Origin of the sequence: Azospirillum endophyticum, assembly GCF_016595245.1 — a bacterium.
GTDB lineage: Bacteria > Pseudomonadota > Alphaproteobacteria > Azospirillales > Azospirillaceae > Azospirillum > Azospirillum endophyticum.
The window spans coordinates 103,061-123,622 of record NZ_JAENHM010000073.1 but is presented as its reverse complement, the minus strand read 5'-3'; the positions used below and the strand labels follow the sequence as shown (position 1 = coordinate 123,622).

The 20,562-nt window shown below is 66.8% G+C and carries 16 protein-coding genes; 9 read left to right on the top strand and 7 right to left on the bottom strand.

Annotated features, from left to right (window positions below; genetic code table 11):
- Positions 1-2 precede the first annotated feature (2 nt).
- The 5 genes from JHL17_RS27480 to JHL17_RS27460 form a co-directional block, all read right to left on the bottom strand.
- Positions 3-893: a LysR substrate-binding domain-containing protein gene (locus JHL17_RS27480; protein WP_200197841.1), complete on the bottom strand. Its 891-nt coding sequence runs from the start codon at positions 891-893 to the stop codon at positions 3-5.
- 105 nt (positions 894-998) lie between these two features.
- Positions 999-2,183 (bottom strand): acetate/propionate family kinase, encoded by a 1,185-nt coding sequence (locus JHL17_RS27475; protein ID WP_200197840.1) that lies wholly within the window; start codon positions 2,181-2,183, stop codon positions 999-1,001.
- Between the two features lie 14 nt (positions 2,184-2,197).
- Complete coding sequence (locus tag JHL17_RS27470) at positions 2,198-3,586, bottom strand: bifunctional enoyl-CoA hydratase/phosphate acetyltransferase (protein WP_200198475.1); 1,389 nt, start codon at positions 3,584-3,586, stop codon at positions 2,198-2,200.
- 530 nt (positions 3,587-4,116) lie between these two features.
- On the bottom strand, positions 4,117-6,375 hold the full coding sequence (locus JHL17_RS27465; RefSeq protein ID WP_200197839.1) for a CHASE domain-containing sensor histidine kinase: 2,259 nt from the start codon (positions 6,373-6,375) through the stop codon (positions 4,117-4,119).
- Positions 6,376-6,677: 302 nt separating this feature from the next.
- Positions 6,678-8,150, bottom strand: a complete 1,473-nt coding sequence (locus JHL17_RS27460) for a hybrid sensor histidine kinase/response regulator (RefSeq protein ID WP_345773888.1) — start codon at positions 8,148-8,150, stop codon at positions 6,678-6,680.
- 342 nt (positions 8,151-8,492) lie between these two features.
- On the opposite strand from JHL17_RS27460, the gene JHL17_RS27455 reads away from it, so the two are divergent.
- The 3 genes from JHL17_RS27455 to JHL17_RS27445 all read left to right on the top strand — a co-directional run bounded on the left by JHL17_RS27455 (position 8,493) and on the right by JHL17_RS27445 (position 11,527).
- Positions 8,493-10,004, top strand: a complete 1,512-nt coding sequence (locus JHL17_RS27455; protein ID WP_211113572.1) for a PAS domain-containing sensor histidine kinase — start codon at positions 8,493-8,495, stop codon at positions 10,002-10,004.
- Positions 10,005-10,146: 142 nt separating this feature from the next.
- A complete protein-coding gene (locus JHL17_RS27450) occupies positions 10,147-10,638 on the top strand; it encodes an MmcB family DNA repair protein (protein ID WP_200197838.1) in 492 nt (163 codons plus the stop codon).
- Between the two features lie 133 nt (positions 10,639-10,771).
- A complete protein-coding gene (locus JHL17_RS27445) occupies positions 10,772-11,527 on the top strand; it encodes a response regulator (RefSeq protein ID WP_247893860.1) in 756 nt (251 codons plus the stop codon).
- A 25-nt stretch (positions 11,528-11,552) separates the two neighbouring features.
- Here JHL17_RS27445 and JHL17_RS27440 read toward each other — a convergent pair whose 3' ends face one another.
- Positions 11,553-12,830: a D-alanyl-D-alanine carboxypeptidase gene (locus JHL17_RS27440; protein ID WP_200197837.1), complete on the bottom strand. Its 1,278-nt coding sequence runs from the start codon at positions 12,828-12,830 to the stop codon at positions 11,553-11,555.
- 398 nt (positions 12,831-13,228) lie between these two features.
- On the opposite strand from JHL17_RS27440, the gene JHL17_RS27435 reads away from it, so the two are divergent.
- Positions 13,229-14,002: a hypothetical protein gene (locus tag JHL17_RS27435; protein ID WP_247893859.1), complete on the top strand. Its 774-nt coding sequence runs from the start codon at positions 13,229-13,231 to the stop codon at positions 14,000-14,002.
- A gap of 7 nt (positions 14,003-14,009) precedes the next feature.
- On the opposite strand, the gene JHL17_RS27430 is transcribed toward JHL17_RS27435, so the two are convergent.
- On the bottom strand, positions 14,010-14,831 hold the full coding sequence (locus JHL17_RS27430; protein WP_247893858.1) for a proteasome-type protease: 822 nt from the start codon (positions 14,829-14,831) through the stop codon (positions 14,010-14,012).
- A 440-nt stretch (positions 14,832-15,271) separates the two neighbouring features.
- On the opposite strand from JHL17_RS27430, the gene JHL17_RS27425 reads away from it, so the two are divergent.
- The 5 genes from JHL17_RS27425 to JHL17_RS27405 all read left to right on the top strand — a co-directional run bounded on the left by JHL17_RS27425 (position 15,272) and on the right by JHL17_RS27405 (position 20,561).
- The gene (locus JHL17_RS27425; protein WP_200197836.1) at positions 15,272-15,784 is read left to right on the top strand and encodes a phasin family protein; all 513 of its coding nucleotides are present in this window, start codon (positions 15,272-15,274) and stop codon (positions 15,782-15,784) included.
- 308 nt (positions 15,785-16,092) lie between these two features.
- Entirely contained in the window at positions 16,093-16,572 is a 480-nt protein-coding gene (locus JHL17_RS27420) for a phasin family protein (RefSeq protein ID WP_200197835.1), read from the top strand.
- 330 nt (positions 16,573-16,902) lie between these two features.
- On the top strand, positions 16,903-17,229 hold the full coding sequence (gene clpS, locus JHL17_RS27415) for an ATP-dependent Clp protease adapter ClpS (RefSeq protein ID WP_014246998.1): 327 nt from the start codon (positions 16,903-16,905) through the stop codon (positions 17,227-17,229).
- Between the two features lie 8 nt (positions 17,230-17,237).
- Positions 17,238-19,553: an ATP-dependent Clp protease ATP-binding subunit ClpA gene (gene clpA, locus JHL17_RS27410; RefSeq protein WP_200197834.1), complete on the top strand. Its 2,316-nt coding sequence runs from the start codon at positions 17,238-17,240 to the stop codon at positions 19,551-19,553.
- Positions 19,554-19,697: 144 nt separating this feature from the next.
- Positions 19,698-20,561, top strand: coding sequence for an NAD kinase (locus tag JHL17_RS27405; protein ID WP_247893857.1), 864 nt, complete (start codon positions 19,698-19,700; stop codon positions 20,559-20,561).
- Position 20,562: the final 1 nt, after the last annotated feature.

Genomic DNA, 20,562 nt, shown 5'->3' with positions numbered 1-20,562 from the left:
GCTCAGTCCGTGCCGTCTTCCGCGACCATGGCGAACAGCCAGTCGCGGAAGGCGCGCATGGTCGGCGTTTCCGGCCGCGACTTCAGCGCCGTCAACCAATAGGCGCCCTTGCACACGGTGACGGCGAAGGGCTGCTCGATCAGCCCGACCGCCAGCGGCCGGCGGAACATCGCCACCGGGGCCAGCGCCACCCCGGCTCCCTGGATCGCCGCCTCAACCATCAGGGACGAGGAGTCGAAGACCGGCCCCTTGACCGGCGGCATGGCCGGTGGCTCCATCCCGGCGGCGGCGAACCAGCCCGGCCATTCGTCCGACCGGTAGGAGCGCAGCAGGGTCTCACGCCCGACATCGGCCGGTTCGTTCAGGCGGCGGGCGATTTCCGGCGCGCACAGCACCGACAGCGGCGCATCGAACAGGGGAACGGCATCGGTACCGTGCCAGGCACCGTCGCCGAACCGGATGGCGTAGTCCAGCCCCTCCGCCGCGATGTCGACGCGGTTGTTGTTGGTGGACAGGCGCAGGTCGACGAAGGGATGGACCTCGCGGAAGCGAGCCAGCCGCGGCAGCAGCCAGCCGACGGCGAAGGTACCGACGGCACCGACCGTCAGCACCTCGCGGAACCGTCCGCCCTCGAACTGGTCGAGCAGCCCGCCGATGCGGTCGAACGCCTCCTCCAGCGTCGGCAGCAGCGCCCTCCCCTCGTCGGTCAGGGCAAGGCCGCGCGGCAGGCGATGGAACAGGCTGGCGCCCAGCCGCTCCTCCAGCAGCTTGACTTGGTGGCTGACGGCGGCCTGGGTCACGCACAGCTCGATGGCGGCACGGGTGAAGCTGAGATGCCGTGCCGACGCTTCGAAGGCGCGCAAGGCGTTCAGCGGCAGATAGGGCCGGACCACGGGTTCCCCGGACGTAACTGGAAGTACCGGGGGTGAGCTAGCACCGAACGGGGGACAGGCTCCAGCGTGATGTGGGGGCATCGTCAACCGACACCCTCAAACCACTCACCGCCCCGTCAGCACCTTCCGCGTGTGCAGCGCGATCATCCGTTCCTCGTCGGTCGGGATGACATAGACCGGCAGGCGGCTGCCGTCGGTGGAGATCTTCCCGGCATTCGCCTCGTTGGCGGCTGCGTCGATCGCGACGCCCATCCAGGCCAGCTTGTCGCCGACCCGCGCCCGCACCGGGGCGGAGCGTTCGCCGATGCCGGCGGTGAAGACCAGGGCATCCACCCCGCCCATCGAGGCGGCGAGCGCGCCGGTCTCCTTGGCGATGCGGAAGCAGAACAGCTCCACCGCCTCCTGGGCATGCGGGTCGCCGCTGTCCAGCAGGGCGCGCATGTCGTTGGAGATGCCCGACACGCCCAGCAGCCCGGACTTGTTGTAGAGCAGCTTCTCGATGGCGCCGGCGTCCATGCCCTTGCGCATCAGATAGATCAGCACGCCGGGGTCGATGGCGCCGCAGCGGGTGCCCATCGGCAGGCCGTCGAGCGCGGTAAAGCCCATGGTGCTGTCGATGCTGCGCCCGCCATGGATGGCGCACATGCTGGCGCCGCTGCCGAGATGGGCGACGACCACCCGCGAGTCGCCCAGTTCCGGTGCGATTTCCGGCAGGCGGCGGGCGATATACTCATAGGACAAGCCATGGAAGCCGTAGCGGCGCACGCCCTCTTCGGTCAGCTCCCGTGGAATGGCGAAGGTCTGCGCCTGCCAGGGCTGGTTGCGGTGGAAGGCGGTGTCGAAGCAGGCGACCTGGGGCAGTTCCGGATGCGCCTCGGCCAGCGCCCGGATGGCGGCGAGGTTGTGCGGCTGATGCAGCGGCGCCAACGGCACCAGGCCGTCCAGCTCATCCATCAGGCCGGAGGTCAGCAGCACAGGAGCGGCGTGGCGGACGCCGCCATGCACCACCCGATGGCCGGCGGCGATCAGCGTCGCCCCCTCCAGCCGCTCCTCGATCCAGTCGAGCAAATAGGACAGCAGCGCCGTGCGGTCGCTGGCCTCGCCCGCTCCCCAGCTCTTTTCGGAGAGCGGGCGGCGCTGGGCGTCCTTGGCTTCGAACACCGGCTGGGTACCGATGCCCGAGATCTGGCCGTTGATGGTGACCACCGGATCCCCGCCGCCATGATCCCGGAAGACCGAGAATTTCAGGCTGGAGGAGCCGGCATTGATGACAAGGATCGCGTTGGACATGGCGGCGGGTCCCTTCACTCGGCCGCGGCGGTCGCGCCGCGGCGGCGGGCGGCGGCAGTCAGGACGGCCACGGCGCAGGACGCCAGACGGGTGCGCACATTGTCGGCGCGGCTGGTCAGGATGATCGGCACCCGTGCGCCGAGCACGATGCCGGCGGCGTCGGCATGGGCCAGGAAGGACAGCTGCTTGGCCAGCATGTTGCCGGCTTCCAGGTCGGGGACCAGCAGGATGTCGGCTTGGCCGGCCACCTCGGATTTGATGCCCTTGGTGATGGCGGCCTCGCGGCTGATGGCGTTGTCGAAGGCCAGCGGACCGTCGAGGATGCCGCCGGTGATCTGGCCGCGGTCGGCCATCTTGCACAGGGCGGCGGCCTCCAGCGTGGAGGCGATCTTGGTGTTGATGGTCTCGACCGCCGACAGGATGGCGACGCGCGGAACCTCGACCCCCAGCACCTTGGCGAGGTCGATGGCGTTCTGCACGATGCTGACCTTGTCCTCCAGCGTCGGGTAGATGTTGATCGCCGCATCGGTGATCAGCAGCGGCCGCGGGTAGGTGGGCACGTTCATCACGAAGACGTGGCTCAGGCGTCGGCCGGTGCGCAGACCGGTCTCCTTCTTCACCACCTCGCCCATCAGTTCGTCGGTGTGCAGGCTGCCCTTCATCACCGCCTCGCATTCGCCGGTGCGGGCCAGCCGGACGCCGGTCTCGGCCGAGGCATGGCTGTGGGCGACATCGACGATGCGGTAGCGCGAGATGTCCAGGCCATGGGCTTCGGCGACCGAGCGGATCTTTGCCTCCGGACCGACCAGCACCGGGTCGATCAGGTTGGCTTCGGCGGCCTCGACGGCGCCGCGCAGCGAGCTTTCGTCGCAGGGATGGACGACGGCAGTCGGCACCGGCGGCAGCGACTCGCATTTCTTCAGCATCAGCTCGTGGCCGTCATGGCGGATCACCTGCACCTGCGGCAGTTCCGCGGCGGCGCGGCACACCTTCTCGGTCGGGGCGATCACCTCGGCGACGCCGGTCGCCACCGTCCGGCCATCCTGGTTGGCGGCGAGGCAGTCGAAGACCACCGTCTTGCGCGCCGCATCCTTGGACTTGGCGGTGACCGTCACGGTGACGATGTCGCCCAGCAGGACCGGCTGCTCGAACCGCAGATCCTGGCCGACATAGACGGTGCCGGGGCCGGGCAGCAGGGTGCCGAGAACCGCCGAGATCAGCGACCCCGACCACATGCCGTGCCCGACCACCTTATGGTCGACGGCGTATTCCTCATCCACATGGGACGGGTTGAGGTCGCCGGACACCGTCGCGAACAGTTCGATGTCGGACATCGTCAGACGGCGCGACAGGCTGGCCTGCTGGCCGATGCGGATTTCCTCGAACGTGACGTTTTCGATCATGGGGCTGCCGTTCTTGCCGGTCGGAACGATGCCGCTGCGACCCGCCGGAGCGGCGGAGGGGGCGGCGATGGCGGTGTCCATACTCGATGCTCCTGAAAAGGATCGCGGCGGCAGGCCGTATCCTCCCATCTCCGGTTTCCCCGCCTTCGATGCCCTGCCGGGCATGTCACGGCGACGGGCCGGATCTCGTCTTGTTGGATTCCTATGAAACGGAACCTTCACTCTCCAAGGATTTTCCAAGGAGCGTGTTCGTTCGAAAGCAATAGCCCCTATGGCGAGGGGCCCCAATGACCTACATCAATAAAATCGCCAAGCTATTGTTGCAGCTGAGTTACTCGGATCGTTTCATGAAAGTGAGCACCCGCAGCATAACCGAAACTTGCGCATCCGCGGACTGGAAAAGCGGATCGTCCGGCAGGAGCCTCTCCATTGCGCGCTACGGCAAGCACCGGAACCGTGAAACCTTCGCAATGATGGGAAAGAAGCGAAGGCCGCGGCGGACCGCCTCCGTCGCGCTCGGTCAGCCGGGATCAGTCCGCCGCTACGCTGCACTGGCAGCGATGCTCGACCAGCGGCACACTGACCGAGAAGACGGTGCCGTGTCCGACCCGCGACCGCACGGTGACGGGATGGTCCAGCATCTGGGACATCCGGCGGACGATGGACAGCCCGAGGCCGAGACCCCGGCCGCTGTCGCGCTGGTCGGTGCCGCAGCGGTAGAAATCCTCGAAGATCGCGGTCATCTCGGCCTCGGCGATGCCGGGACCGGTGTCCCACACCTCGATGGACAGGCGAAGCCCGCCATTGGCGCCGGACCGGCGCCGGCACCCCAGCAGGATCCGGCCTTCGGCGGTATAGCGCAGGGCGTTGACCAGCAGGTTGCGGACCATCCGCTCCAAAAGGATCGGGTCGCTCTGCACGCGGGCGGAACACGGGACCGTCCGCAGTCGAAGTCCGCGGTCGAGTGCCTGATCACCGATCTCCACCGAAAGACGGGCGAGGATGTCCTGGACATCGAACTCGGTGATCCGCGGCTTCACGTTGCCGACCTCCAGCGCGGAGGTGTCGAGCAGGGTGGACAGCAGCGCATTGCCGGCCGTCAGCGCCTCTCCCAGCTTGTTCGCCACATCGACCTGCTGGGGATCGTCGAGCTTGGTCATCAGGATGTGATGAAACAGGCTCATCGCCTGGAAGGGCTGGCGCAGATCGTGGCTGGCGGCGGCCAGGAAGCGGCTCTTCGCATCGTTGGCGCGCTCCGCCTCGGCATGGGCACGGGAGAGCGCGTCGCGGATCTCGACCGCTTCCGTCACGTCGATGGCGGCACAGATGACGCCTGCCACCGCCCCTGTCTCGTCGCGCATCGGCTCCACCGACAGATCGAGCACCCGACGCCTGCCGCCATAGCTCAGTTCCAACTCGCAGCGGGTGCCGGTCCCGCTTTCCATCACGGACCGCTTGATCGCCGACATCCGTGCCGCCTCCTCCGCCGAGAACAGGTCGGCATCGGTTCGGCCGATCATCTGCTCCGGCCGCAGATCCGACTGTGGGCAATAGATCCACAGGTGCCGCAGACCGCGATCCTGGCTGAACAGCGTCACCTTGGAATAGCGCAGCGCCATCCGGAACCGCTCCTCGCTCTCGCGCAACGCACGGGCCATGGCGGCACGGGCGCGCGCCTCGGTCCGCAGCAGGCGCTTGGTCCGCGCCTCCCGCAGGACATAGGCGGCGACGCCGGCGGTCAGCAGAAGCCCGCCGATCAGCATGGTCGCCGCCAAGCGGTCGTCGACGCTGAACAACCGGGTCCTGTCGGGAAGCACATAGAGCCGCCATACCCTCCCGCCAAAGGCGATGTCGCGAACGATGGCTTGCGCCGTCTCGCCGCCGGTCAACTGCTCCACCGTGAGGGGATGGTCCGGCGGATGGGGCAGCTCACCGGGACGGTCGATCGCTCCCTCGGCGGCAAGCACCCGTGGCCCCCCGGCGTCCGGCCGGGGCGGCGGTTGCAGCAGATAGGCGTCGCCGACGGTCAGTCCGACGCGACGCACCGCGTCGCGCAACAATTGACCAACATCGAAACTCGTCCAGAGAAAGCCGGTGAGCACATCGCAGGCGATGCGTCCGGCGACCCGGTCATTGTCGGGATCGACCTCGCGGGAATAGACCGGCAGGTAGAGCAGTACCGAGTTCGCACCCAGTTCCGCAGTCAGCGGCTCGCCTTCGGTTGCGACGACTCGGTTGGCGGCACAGGAGCGGACCAGCAGGTCGCGCTGGTCGCGAAGGTTGGCCATGTCCAGCCCGATCAGCCCGGCGGCAGATCGCGGTTCGGCAAGCACGTTGACGAATCTGTCCGCCGCCATCCCGGCGGTATCCGGGCCCCCGACGGGCAGGCCGTCGGCACCACGGACGGAGAAGGAGGTATGGCCCGCCGACCGCATGGCGCGTTCCAGCAACGGCACGTCCCGCTCGGCGATCCGGCGTGCCCAGGCAACGGCGCGCAGATTCGGATAAAGCGGCAGCAGCGGTTCGGCCGCCGCCGCGAAGCTTGCCTCCGTCACTGGAGCGGGCCCGGCCAACGGGCCACTGAGCGCGCGCAGCAGCACGCTCTGATTCTCGAAACGCGCTTTCAACTCGTCATGAAGTTGGATCGCCTGACGGTCCGCCAGAGCATGTTCGGCCTCGCGGGTTGCCCCGCGGATCAACAGAAAGGCGGAAAGCGACAGGATCAGTCCGGCGAAGATGATGACCGGCAGCGCCGTCGTCCGTCCGCCCTCCCGATACATCCGGTTCATCCGAACGCCCTCCACCCAACCCGTTCGAACAGCGAGTGTTCACGCCGGATCATAGCGAATGAAATGCATAAAAGGGTATTCAAAAGTGCATCATCGAACTAAAGGAAGGGTTCCACCTATCGATAGGAGGAATGCAAATGAAATTTCCCTAGACGGAACGGTCAAAATCATGTCGCATTTTGCAGCATATTTGGACTCTGTTTCAGGAGTGTCATTGCACTGCAGCGATTCCCGAAAGTTTCGACGCTATATATTCTTCCCTCTTTGCACAGCCCATCAAGTCCTGCCCATCTTCTTTGTCGTCAAAGCGGATCATGCCCGAGCAGCCGTACGACGGCAGCACGCAGAGCGAGCGGCGCCACCGGCTTGTGCAGCAGCGGATAGCCGGACAGCCGTGCCTCGCGCAGCCGCTTGGGATCGGTATCGCCGGTCAGGATCATGCCGGGCACCGGGCGGTCGAACAGCTTGGCGATCTGCCGGATCGCGACGATGCCATTCGCCGCCCCCTTCAGGCGCAGATCCGAAATGATGAGGTCGAAGGGCTCAAGAACCGATCCGACCCGCTCGACCGCCATGTCGTAGGAGTCCGAGCCGACGACGCTGCACCCCCATTGTCCCAGCAGCGCCTCCAATGCCGCCAAGACCATGGGGTCGTCCTCGATCACCAGGATGCGGGTGCGGCTGATGTCGGCGGTGCTGCTGTCCGGTGCCAACGACACCGGACGTTGCGGGTCCCTTGCCACGACGTCCGGCTCGACGGAGAGCGGTACGACCACCGCGAAGACGGTCCCCCGACCGTCCACCGAGCAGACCTCCAGACCAAGGCCGAGCTTATGGGCAAGGCCGCGCACCAGGGTCAGATCCAGCCCCAGCGTGCTCGCCCCCTCCCCGGCCGGGCTCGCCAGCTCGGTCCGCAGGGACGCCAGCCGTTGTGGCGACAAGCCACGGCCGCTGTCCCACACCTCGATGCGCAGCCTGTCGCGGCTGGTGCGACAGCCGAGCAGCACGCGTCCGCGCGTGGTGCCGCGCAAGGCATTGGCGACCAGCCCATGCAGAAGACGCTCCAGCAACGCGGAGTCGGTCCGCACCATGGCCGAACATGGCATCACGGTGAAGCGCAGCCCGCGGTCGGCCAGACGCGGCGCCACCTCCAGCGCCAGCCGCATCAGCACGCCGTTCACCGCATGGGTGCGGATGTCCGGCTCGATCAACCCGCTTTCCAAACGGACGAGGTCGAAATGACCATCGACCATGCTGCGCATCGACTCGACCGCCTGGGCCATCGAATGCAGCAGATCGCGACCCGCCCGCCCCGCCCCGCCGCCCCGCTCCTCTTCCGCCCGACCGTCCAAGCGGCCATCGAGCGTGCCGATCAGCAGGGATAGCGCGGCAAGAGGCTGGCGCAGGTCATGGCTCGCCGCTGCGAAGAGGCGCCCGGCCGGATCGCGCATCGGCTGGGACATAGCCGGTTGGACCGCGGAGACCCCGGTATTCGAAGCGGGAGGCAACGCGGAAAGAGAAGAGGCATGGAACCGCCACACTGCGCCGCCGCCGGCAAGCATCAGCACCGTGCGGCCAGACGCGGCGCCCGTTTCCGGGGCCGAGGACAGGAAGGCGTCGAGTTCATCGGCAGGCAGGCCGACGGCCAGATGGCCGGCAAGCTCCGGCAAGGCCGCCGCCGCAGGCGTCCAATCGGACAGCCGTCCGCCGCTTCCGAACACCAGAAGGGGCGGCATTGCGCCGCCAGCGTCGTCGTGGCTGCCGTTCACGCTCACACCTGTATCCGAAGCCTCAATCCCGACCCGACCCACAGTATGGAAGCCGCTGGCCATTGCAAAGCCGGCCATTGGGCAGATTGAACGCGAAGATCATAACGACCGTCGCAATCAAACCTTTCGTTGCTTTTTCGGCAAATCCAGGAAGCTTTAAGAGCATCCCATTCTCGTTGTTACAATTCGACGAATATTCGGTGGCAATCCGGAAATTGCCTTCAGCGTTTTTTAGGAATAGCCCGTAATGATGGCGGGATGGATGGTGAAACGCAGATTTGTGCCGGTGGTGGGGGCGGCAGGACGCCAACCGGGGCACTCCCATCTGGCGACCCGCTGCTGGCCGCCATGCTGCAGTTGCCGGACGCCGTCGCACTGTTCAGGGCACATCACGATCGCACCGGCCTGCTGACCGATCTGGAATGGCATTCCGCCAATCCGGCGGCGGAGCGGCTGCTCGGCATCCGCGGGCTGGCAGGGCAGCGGCTGCGCGGCAGCGGCACCGATGCCGCCTGCCCAGGCCTGTTCGAAACATTGGCCGACGCCCTGCATGGCCCGGTGCAACGCATCGTCGCGGCACGGCGCGAGGATGCGCCGGTGCGCTGGCGCGTGACCGCCGGGCCGGCCCCCGGCGGCGTGTGCGCCGTCCTGACCGACCTCGGCCCCTCCCTGACCGAGCTGTCGGTGGAAACCCTGGCTGCGGCGCTGGAGCACAGCGCCGAGAGCTTCGCCGTCTTCGACCATGAGGACCGGCTGGTCCACGCCAACGGCCGGCTGAAGACAGATCTGCCCACGCTGGCCGACCTGCTGGTTCCCGGCGTGCCGTTCGAGGAACTGGCCCGCAGCTTCGCCCTCGCCGATCCGCGCCTAACCACCGAAGCGGAGCGCGCCGCCTGGCTGGCGGCCCGGCTGGAACGCCACCGCCGGCTGGAATCGCCGGTCATGTTGCCGCTGTCCGACGGCCGCTGGCTGCTCAGCCGCGAATATGCGGTGCCCGGTGGCGTGCTGGTCCATTACACCGATGTCACCGAGCAGAAGCTGAACGAGGAGCGATTGCGCCTCCGCGAGGCGGAGGCGCATGCCGCGCGCAACGAAGCGGAAAGTGCCAGCCGCGCCAAAAGCGCTTTCCTAGCCCAGATGAGCCACGAACTGCGCACGCCGCTGAACGCGGTGCTGGGCTTTTCGGAGATGCTGCTGTCGGAAGCGTTCGGACCGCTGGGCAATCCGCGCTACCGCAGCTATGCCGGCGACATCCGCGATGCGGGAAGCCATCTGCTGGCGCTCATCGACGACATCCTGGAACTGTCCCGCCTGGACAGCGGCGGAATGCCGATGGCCGAAGAAGGGGTGGACCTCGATGCGCTGTCGCTGGCGGTCGTCTCCGCCCTGCGGGAGGCGGCGGCGGAGGGCGAGGTGCGCATGCGCCGAGAAATACCGTCGGCCCTGCCGCTGCTGCAGGGCGACGCCCAGGCGCTAACCCAGATGCTGACCAACCTGCTGTCCAACGCCGTCACCCACACACCCCCGGGCGGCGAGGTGGTCCTGACCGGTCACCTGATGCCCGATGGCGGGATCGGGCTGATGGTGGCGGACACCGGCGTCGGCATTCCGACCGCCGACCTTCCGCGCATCCTCCACCCTTTGGAGCCGCCGGACTCCACCATCGCCCGCAATTCCCGCGGGACCGGGCTGGGTTTGCCGATCGTCAAGCGGCTGGTGGAGATGCATGGCGGCAGGCTCGAATTGACCAGCCAGCCCGGCGTGGGAACCGCCGTCGTGCTGATCTTCCCCGCCGCGCGCAGCCTGCCGCGCGGCCGATGCCGCCCGTCCCCCTTGCCAACGATCGTCCTCCCGCACTGAACCGCTCCGGCATTCCGTGACGAGGCGGGGTCGCCACCCACCTTTTGCCCCTTGGCGCCAGACCGTCGACAGGTCATTGTGCGGATAGCGTTCCCGAAGCGTTCCCGTTTTGCCTGTTCATTCCTGATGGTGGCACCACGCCATGAGCGACGATATCGCCGTTAAGGCATCCCATGACGAGCCGGGCTTGCCGTTAAGCGGAGCCCTGCCGATCTTCCGTGGTGTCCGTCGGGCGCTGGCGACCCGCGGCTATGCCAGCCTGACCGAGTTCCGGCTGGCGAGCGGGCGGCGGGCCGACGTGCTCGCCATCGACGATGGCGGCAGCATCCTGATCGTCGAGGTGAAAAGCGGCGTCCCCGACTTCCGGTCCGATCAGAAATGGCAAGAGTATCGCGAATGGTGCGATGCCTTTTATTTTGCCGTGGATGACGGCTTTCCGACCGAGCTGATCCCGGAGGATTGCGGGCTGATCGTCGCCGACGCCTACGGCGCGGAAATCCTGCGCGAAGCGCCGGTCACCAAGCTCGCCGCCGCCCGGCGCAAGACCCTGCTGCTGCGCGCCGCGATGACCGGCGCCGGCCGCCTGCACCGGATCGAGGACCCGATGTTCACCCAGGCCTCGCCCACCGTGTGACGCATGCGCCGCCGTCCGGCCATTGTCTGCCCGGCTGCCGCTGCCTGCCCGCCCCTGCCCGACCGCATGGATGCGCATCGGCACGGAACACGGTAGACTATGCCTCCACGTCAACCGGGAAGGGCGGACCGGCATGCCGGCGGACCACAGGGGCACGGCGCCCTCCTTGCACATCCTGCTGGCGGAGGACGAGACGGTTACCCGCCTCGCCGCGCGCGCCCTGCTGGAGCGTGCCGGCCATCGGGTGGTGGCGGTGGAGGATGGCCCGACCGCTGTCGCGGCGGCTGCGGGAAACGCCTTCGACCTCATCCTGATGGACCTCGGCCTGCCGGGCCTGCCGGGGGACGACGCGGTCCGTGCCATCCGCCGGCAGCCGAACGGTGCCGCCCCGCGCATCCTGATGCTGACCGCCAGCGCCACCGCGCAAGGCCGCAGCCGCTGTGACGAGTGCGGCGCCGACGGCATTCTCACGAAGCCGCTGCGGCTGGACGTCCTGTCCACGGCGCTGGATGGCAGGTCGCCGGCAGCGTCGCCGGCAACCGAACCGGCTTTCGACGAAGACGCGATCACGACGATGCGGGAGATGCTGCCAGCCGCCCGCGCCGCCGAACTGATCGGCAAAGCGGCCACGGTGCTGCGCCGGCATGGGCTGGTCCTTGACGAGGCCCTTGCGGCCGGCGACATGGCGACCGCCGGGGCGATGGCCCACAAGATCGCCGGAGTGTCGGGGCAGTATGGCTGCCTCGCCCTGCGCCGGGCAGCCCGTGCCCTGGAAGGGGAGTTGGAACGGCCGGGCGCCGATCCGGCACGCCGGGCCAGCGAGTTGGCCGGTATTCTGGCGCCGGCCCTGGAATTCCTGGAACGCCGCGCCGCCGCCGGCGGGAGTTAACCCCGACCGGCGGCGGCGATTGACATCAGCCCCGCTCGCCGGGCGAAACGGCGACGCAGTGGTGACCATGCTTGGTGAGCACGGCACAGGCCTTGCGAGCGTCCTTCTCGTCCAGGCCGGTCAGGCGCGCCCGATAGACGGTCTCCTTGCCGGCCTTCGCCTCGGTCACGCTGGACTTGGCCGTCCGCAGCAGGAAGGGTGCCTGCTTGACCGCCTGCGACACCGCCTTGTTGCCGGCCGCCTTGCTGGAAAAGGCACCGACCTGGACGCCCCAATGCGTGGAAGCACCCCGGGTCGCCTTCTCCTCCCTCACGGGGGCGGCCGGAACCGCGGCAGGGACGGCAGCCGTCTGCGCAGCCGTCTGCAAGGAGGCGCGGACGGGCTTGGCTTTCACCACCGGCTCTTCATCGTCATCGTCGTCCCCCTCGCCGTCGATGGCGTCGGAACGGCTGGTGTCGAGGCTCGCCATCACCGCTTCGTCGTCACGGCCCCGGTTGGGCCGGCCGAAGGCCTGATCAAGCAGGGCAGCCATCTTGTCGTCGCGCGACACGGCGGACTTGCCGCCCAGCACCACGCCGACCAGACGCCGCCCGTCCCGGACCGCCGAGGCGGCGAGGTTGAAGCCGGACGCGACGGTGTAGCCGGTCTTGATGCCGTCCATTCCCTCGTAGCGGGACATCAGACGGTTGTGGTTGGGCAGGGTGCGGCCGCCATAAACGAAGTTGCGCCGGCTGAAATAGGGGTAGTACCTAGCATGGTCGCGCATCAGCGCCCGGGACAGCGCCGCATAGTCGCGGGCGGTCGTCACCTGCTCCATGTTCGGCAGGCCGGACGCGTTGCGGTAGACGGTGTGGCGCATGCCCAGTTCGCGGGCCTTGCGCGTCATCATCTCGGCAAAGCGCGACTCGGTGCCGCCCAGCGCCTCCGCCAGCACCACCGCGGCGTCATTGGCCGACTTGGTGACGAGGCCGAGGATCGCGGTCTCCACCTTCAGCGACTGGCCGGCCCGCAGACCGAGCTTGGTCGGCGACATGCTCTCCGCCCAGGACGAGACCGGGAGCTGCTGGTCGAGGGTCAGGCGGCCATCCTCCAGCGCGTCGAAGGTCAGGTACAGGGTCATCATCTTGGTCAGCGACGCCGGATGGGTGATCGCGTCGGCATCCTGGTCGATCAGAACCTGCCCGGTCCGGGCATCGACCACGATGGCGGCGGCCTTGGCCGCCAAGGCTTCCGCCGCGGACAGGCCGCAGCCTGCGGCCACCATGCCCAACAGCGCCGCCGCCGCGAACAAATGGCGCCCCATACCCGCCGAACTCCGCCCGCCGGCCGCATCCCCCGCACGAAAGGCGAACGGAAACAATCCGTTACGAACGGTGTTGCGCGTTACACTCATGATGGCCCCGCCAACCGCTAGATCTTGGTGCTTGGTTCAATGTTAAATTCGTGCGAAATCAGTGTCTAGCATGAATTCGTTAATTTACTGCTTTGGCTTTTCGCAGTTTCTGTGGCCAAAATCGCGGGTCCTGCATGACGAGGGATAAGGAACGGCGGGGACGGCACGGCGGAAGGGCTGGGACCGGGGCAGTCGGGTTACCGCCGCCAAGCGGCAGGCCCAAGCCCGCCGAAGTCCGCATGCCGGGCCTTGCCGACACGCCCTCCGTTCTCCACCTACCAGGGGCCGCCGACGCGAGGCAAGCGACAATGAGCCGTGGTCACCGAAGAACCGTTCCGGCAGCCTTTTTCCCCCGTGCCACCGTCACGGCGGCCCTGGCCGCTTCCCTGCTGGCGCTCACCGGCTGCGGCTCGATCGGGCCGACGGACAATCCGCTGGCACGCAAGCTGACCTGGTTCAGCTATCTGAACGGCGACGATCTGCGGTCGCGCTGCGGCAAGGACGGCGCCGACCGCTTCCGCCTGATCTTCAATGCCGACTACAACCGCCATGTGCGCACCTATGACATCGTTGGCGATGCCGAGCAGGGCGGTGCTGCGGTGGAGGCGCATGTGATCGAGGCGACCGACCTCGCCCGCATGACGCTGGCCGACCCCTTCTCCGCGGCGCGCGGCCGTACGGCGACGCTGCAGCTGACTTCGGCGCAGTATGACAGCTTCATTGGCCGACTGCGCGACGACGGGGCGTTCGATCCGCCGCCACAGGGGCTTCGGCTGCCGTCCAACGGCTTCTATTGGCTGATCAACGGCTGCAGGGCCGGACAGTGGTTCTTCACCGCCTACCCCTACCCGTCGAGCCGGTTCACCGACGCCCTCTTCCCCGAGATCTTGCGCGGCATCGACCCGACCGGCGTCGCATTCCCCGGCCTGCCGGAGCCGGAGGACGCTCCGCGCACCCTGCCCGCTTCCGGTCGACTGGCCGACGGCGGGATCTTCTTCGAAATTCAGCTGGGCCGCGACGGGCTGATCGGACCGACCGCTCCCTTCGGGGCGCTGCTGCTGAGCGCCCTTCCGGGAGAGTGAACCGCCCTCAAACCGCCTCTTCGGCGGGCTGGCGCGGGCGCATCTCTTCAGGGACCAGCGTCTCGACCCAAGGGCCGTCCGGCATGCGGCGGGCCAGCTCCGTCAAATTGCGGTTCCACCATTGGCGCTGTTCGCCAAGGTCGTCATAGTCGTAGTTCGACTGGCGCCAGCTGCGCGAGTCGGCATGGTAGGACACCATGTCGATGGGAAAACCGACGTCGTTCGTCGAGAAGCGCGTGCTGTCGAAGGACAGATAGGCCAGCTTCAGCGCCGTCTGCATGTCGGTGCCATAGGTCAGGGCGCGGTCGAGGATCGGCTTGCCGTAGGCGGTGGCGCCGATCGACAGGTAGGGCGTCCGCTCGTCCACCTCGATCCAGTTGCCCTCCGGATAGATCAGGAACATGTAGGGTTCGCGATCTTCGGCCAGTTGGCCGCCGATGATGGCATGGAGGTTGAAATGCAGCTTGGATGCCTCCAGCGCCTCCCGGTCCTCCGTGGCGACCTGCCGCAGGCAAGCGGTGAAGGCCGATACGGCGTCCAGCATGGTGCCATAGGCCTCGCCGCGGCGCTTCTGCATGTCGCGGCGCAGATAGGCCAGCGTCTTGTCGCGCACGCTGCGCAGGCCGGAATTCATGATGAAGAAGCGGTCGCTGCCGCTGCCCATCATCGTCACCTTGCGCGCCGACGAGAGTTGCGATCCGCTGGTGATTCGGCCGTCCGACAGACCGATCAGGCCGTCGCGGGTCTTGATGCCAAGGCAGTAGGTCATGATCGAAATGGTCCCGTGGATGCGGCCGGAAGAGCGGATGGTCAGGCGCGGCGCGTCCAAGCGCCGCACCTGACCATTGGCCGAAGCGAATCCCGCCCGCGGCCACGCTACACTTGTCCCAGCGCCGGTAAAGTCTTCGTTAAGAGCATACCTCGTCAAAGACTTGCCGTCGGTTCCGCGGCCCCCGTGCCGGACAGCGGCGGCGACGGCGACGCCCCAACCGCAACATCGCGCAATCGCGGGGCGGGACCGAGGCAACAGGGTAGGCCCGGCACTCGCCGAACGGATAGTTGACACCGCCCCGTGCTTAGTCCATAAAATCCTCATATTGCAGTGCAGCATTTCCTGGTCCTGCCTCGCGCCTTCCAGGAGATCCGCGGTAACGGCTGCACAACATAAAAAACGCAACGCACACCGCTGCCGGCAGGCTTCGTGCCACGCTTCGCGGCGGCAGGGCTCCCTCTCCAAATGCCGGCATCAGCCAGGAAGGAACGCACATCATGAACCAGTTCACGCCCAAGTCGCTCGAGAACGTCGCCGCCCAGGCCAAGGAACAGTATGAAGGCCTGGTGAAGGCGGGCCAGGAGCAGACCGTCAAGCAGTTCGAGCAGACCGCGACCGCCGCCAAGGAACAGTTCGAGAAGACGACCGCCCAACTGCTGAAGAGCTATGAGGACCTGCAGGCCACCGGCAAGGCCAACGTCGAGGCCCTGATCGCCAGCAGCACCATCGCCGCCAAGGGCGCCGAGGATCTGGGCCGTGAGGTCGTCGCCTATGGCCAGTCGGCGCTGGACAAGACGATCACCACCGGCAAGGCGCTGCTGACCGCCAAGACCCTGCAGGAAGTCGTGGAACTGCAGAACGATTTCCTGAAGTCCAGCTTCGACTCGATGCTGGCCGAGACCAGCCGCCTGCAGGAGCTGACCACCAAGGTCACCAACGACGCGCTGGCCCCGCTGAACGCCCGCGTCACCGCCACGGTGGAAACCTTCTCCAAGCCGATCGCCGCCTGATCGCACGGCATGCGACATCCGGGGATCAGCCTTGATCCCCAAGGCCCGGACGGCCCGGCAACCCAACTGGTTGCCGGGCCGTTTGCGTTCAGCGATCCCGCCTCCTACACGTTCCGAGGTTTTGTGCACCGCACAATTCCCATTGACTCGCTCTCCGGCGTTCCATATATTCGCCTTATGTTGCAGTGCAGCATACTTCGGGCGCCCGTCCTACCGGGGTCCGAGGAGTGGAAATCCAGTCCGCGCCGGGTTGCCGCATCGTCGGGGCCGCGCGGCCACCCCCTTGAGAGAGCGTGAGGAGCATAGCCATGTCCGATCAGATCGCCGCCGTCACCAAGTCCGTCGAAGACGCCGTTGCCACCGCCAAGCAGAACCTGGAAGGTCTGGTGAAGGCGCAGCAGGAGCAGATCGAGAAGGCCTCCGCCCAGGTGCTGAAGGGCTATGACGAGCTGACCGTTCTCACCAAGGAGAATGTCGATGCGCTCGTGAAGTCCGGCACCGTCGTCGCCAAGGGCGCGGAAGAGGCCGGCAAGCAGGTCGCCGCCTTCACCCAGTCCTCGCTGGAGAAGGGCGTGTCGAACGCCAAGGCCCTGCTGGCGGTGAAGACGATCAAGGAACTGGTCGAGCTGCAGAACGCCTACACCAAGTCCAGCATCGATGCGCTGGTGTCGGAAAGCACCAAGCTGCAGGAGCTGACCGTCAAGATCGCCAACGAGGCGCTGGCCCCGCTGAGCGCCCGCGTCAATGCCACGGTCGAGGCCCTGTCGAAGAAGCCGGTCGCCGCCTGAACGGCTTGACCGGCGGGCATCCCCTGCCCACCTTCGGGACCGTATCGCGACGGCCCGGCATCCCGGACAGGGATGCCGGGCCGTTTTGCATGCGGGCCCGGGAGTGCGGCCGGCGGACGGCAGGCATGCCCGGCAAAGGGGCATAGGGTTTCCCGCCGATTGCGGCCCGGCTGGAAGAGGTCTCTCCTATTTCGGGGTGGCGGAAGGCCGACCGGACCAAAGGAGGGCCTGCCAAATGGAGGGAGACCGAAAACGGCCCCTTCCCACCGCGCCCGAAATGACCATATCATTCCTGAACACAGTGCATCGCGATGACATTCGACTGGGACCATGGCCGACTCTGACAAGCAGGGCAACGACGGCACAAACAGCGGCGTGGTCGTCAAGGCCAAGCCAAAGACCAAGAAGCCGTCGATGTATAAGGTCTTGATGCTGAACGACGATTATACTCCGATGGAGTTCGTCGTTCTCGTTCTCGAACGCTTCTTCAGCAAATCGCGGGAGGAAGCGACCCAGATCATGCTGCATGTGCACCGGCGGGGTGTGGGGTTGTGCGGCGTGTTCACCTACGAGGTGGCGGAGACGAAAGTCACGCAGGTGATGGACTTTGCGCGCCAGAACCAGCATCCGCTGCAATGCACGTTAGAAAAGGATTAGACCCACACATGCTGTCGCGTAACCTGGAACAGACGCTGCACCGAGCCCTGGCCCACGCGAACGAGCGCAGGCATGAATACGCGACGCTCGAACATCTGCTTCTCGCGTTGACCGAAGACTCCGATGCTACCGCCGTCTTGCGCGCTTGCGGGATCGATCTCGACCGACTGCGCGCGGAACTGTCGGATTACCTCGACAACGAACTGGCGAACCTTATCACGAACAGACCCGACGACGCCAAGCCGACGGCTGGTTTCCAGCGGGTTCTGCAGCGTGCGGCCATCCACGTCCAGTCGTCGGGACGTGAGGAGGTGACGGGAGCAAATGTGCTCGTCGCCTTGTTCTCTGAACGCGAGAGCCACGCAGTCTATTTCCTGCAGGAGCAGGAGATGACCCGGTTCGACGCGGTCAACTACATCTCTCACGGAATCGCGAAGGCTCCGGGCCGCTCGGAAACAAAGCGTGTCTCGGGCGCTGACGACGAGGCGGCGGCGGAGAAGGTCGTGAAAAAAGGCAGCGAAGCGCTCGATGCGTATTGCGTCAATCTGAACAAGAAGGCCAGCGGCGGCAAGATCGACCCGCTGATCGGCCGGGAGCAGGAGGTCGAACGGACCATCCAGATCCTGTGCCGGCGGTCGAAGAACAACCCGCTCTACGTCGGCGATCCCGGCGTCGGCAAGACCGCCATCGCCGAGGGCCTCGCCCGCCGCATCGTCCAGCAGGAAGTGCCGGAAGTGCTGCGCAACGCCACCATCTTCGCGCTCGACATGGGCTCGCTGCTGGCCGGCACGCGCTACCGCGGCGACTTCGAGGAGCGGCTGAAGGCCGTCGTGTCCGAACTCGAGGCGACGGAGGGGGCCATCCTCTTCATCGACGAGATCCACACGGTGATCGGCGCCGGCGCCACCTCGGGCGGCGCGATGGATGCCTCGAACCTGCTGAAGCCGGCGCTGGCTTCCGGTTCGCTGCGCTGCATCGGCTCGACGACCTACAAGGAATACCGCAGCTACTTCGAGAAGGACCGGGCGCTGGTCCGGCGTTTCCAGAAGATCGACGTCAACGAGCCGTCGGTCGAGGACGCGATCAAGATCCTTCAGGGCCTGAAGCCTTACTACGAGAAGCATCACAAGGTCACCTACACCAACGACGCCATCCGCGTCGCGGTGGAGCTGTCGGCCAAGTACATCGGCGACCGCAAGCTGCCGGACAAGGCGATCGACATCATCGACGAGGTCGGCGCCGCGCAGATGCTGCTGCCGGAGAACAAGCGCCGCAAGAAGATCGGCGTGAAGGACGTGGAGGCGGTGGTCGCCAAGATCGCCCGCATCCCGCCGAAGTCGGTCAGCCGCGACGACAAGGAAACGCTGCTGAACCTGGAGCGCGACCTGAAGACCATGGTCTTCGGCCAGAACAAGGCGATCGACAACCTCGTCTCCGCGATCAAGCTGGCGCGTGCCGGCCTGCGCGAGCCCGAGAAGCCGATCGGCAACTACCTGTTCACCGGCCCGACCGGTGTCGGCAAGACCGAGGTGGCCCGCCAGCTCGCCATGACGCTCGGCATCGAGCTGACCCGCTTCGACATGTCCGAATACATGGAGCGGCACACCGTGTCGCGCCTGATCGGCGCTCCTCCGGGTTACGTCGGCTTCGACCAGGGCGGCATGCTGACCGACGCCATCGACCAGCACCCGCACTGCGTGCTGCTGCTGGACGAGATCGAGAAGGCCCACCCGGATCTGTTCAACATCCTGTTGCAGATCATGGACCACGGCAAGCTGACCGATCACAACGGCAAGATCGTCGACTTCCGCAACGTCATCCTGATCATGACCTCGAATGCCGGGGCTGCCGACATGGCCAAGCCCGCCATCGGCTTCGAGCGTGACCGCCGGGTCGGCGAGGACATCGAAGCGGTCGAGAAGATGTTCACGCCGGAGTTCCGCAACCGCCTGGACGCGATCATTCCCTTCGCCCCGCTGACGCAGGAGGTGATCAACCGCGTGGTCGACAAGTTCATCATGCAGATGGAAGCGCAGCTGGAAGACCGCGGCGTGTCCATCGAGCTGAACGAAGAGGCGCGGGAGTGGCTGGGCAAGAAGGGCTACGACCCGCTCTACGGTGCCCGTCCGCTGGGGCGCGTCATCCAGGAGTACATCAAGAAGCCGCTGGCGGAGGAATTGCTGTTCGGCAAGCTCAGCAAGGGCGGCTTGGTCAAGGTCACCGTCAAGGACGACAAGCCGGCCTTCGAGTATACCGAAGGCAACAGGCCGAAGCGCACCGCTGGCGACGACGATGAGGAAATGGTGTCGGAGATGGTCGAGTAAGCCGGCCATAGCTTTCACATCGTAAAAAAGGGGGCCCGTTCGCGGCCCCCTTTTCGTTGCCCTCCCCGCGAAAGCGCCCTTTTGCGTCACATCGTCACCGCGCGATACTTTTGCGCGAAGGTCGGACTGGGGTATGGTCGCGCCATGACCGATCCCGCCGCCACGCAGGCCCTCACTGCACCCGCCGTCCCTCAGACCGCAGATGAGCAGGCGCCCCTGCTGCCTGCGCCCGACGCGCTGCGCATCGCCTTCGCCTGTGCCGACACGGACGAGGCACGCGCCGCCCGCACCCGGCTTGTCCATCGCTACGGCAACGCCACCCTGGACGAGGCCGACGTGATCGTGGCGCTGGGCGGCGACGGCTTCCTGCTGGAAACGCTGCATCGTGCACTGACGCGCAACCGGGAACGGCCGACGCCGGTCTACGGCATGAATCGCGGGTCGGTCGGTTTCCTGCTGAACGCCTACCGCGAGGAGGATCTGGCCGAGCGCATCGTGGAATCCCAGCATGTCCGCCTGCATCCGCTGCGCATGGTGGCGACCCGGGTCAATGGCGAACGGGTGGAGGCGCTGGGCATCAACGAGGTCTCGCTGCTGCGCGAGACTCGGCAGGCGGCCAAGCTGCGCATCACCATCGACGGGGTGGTGCGGCTGCCGGAACTGATCTGCGACGGCGCCCTGGTGGCGACGCCGGCCGGCAGCACCGCCTACAACCTGTCGGCCCATGGACCGATCATACCGCTGAACGCCGGAGTGCTGGCCCTGACCCCGATCAGCGCCTTCCGCCCGCGGCGCTGGCGCGGCGCCCTGCTTCCCCATGCCGCCCGCATCTGCTTCGACGTGCTGGAGGAAACCAAGCGCCCGGTCAGCGCCGTCGCCGACTTCACCGAGGTGCGCGAGGTCCTGCGGGTCGAGATGCAGGAATGCCGCGACGTCGGCCTGACCCTGCTGTTCGACCCAGAGCTGAACTTCGAGGAGCGGATCCTGAAGGAACAGTTCGCTCCCTGAC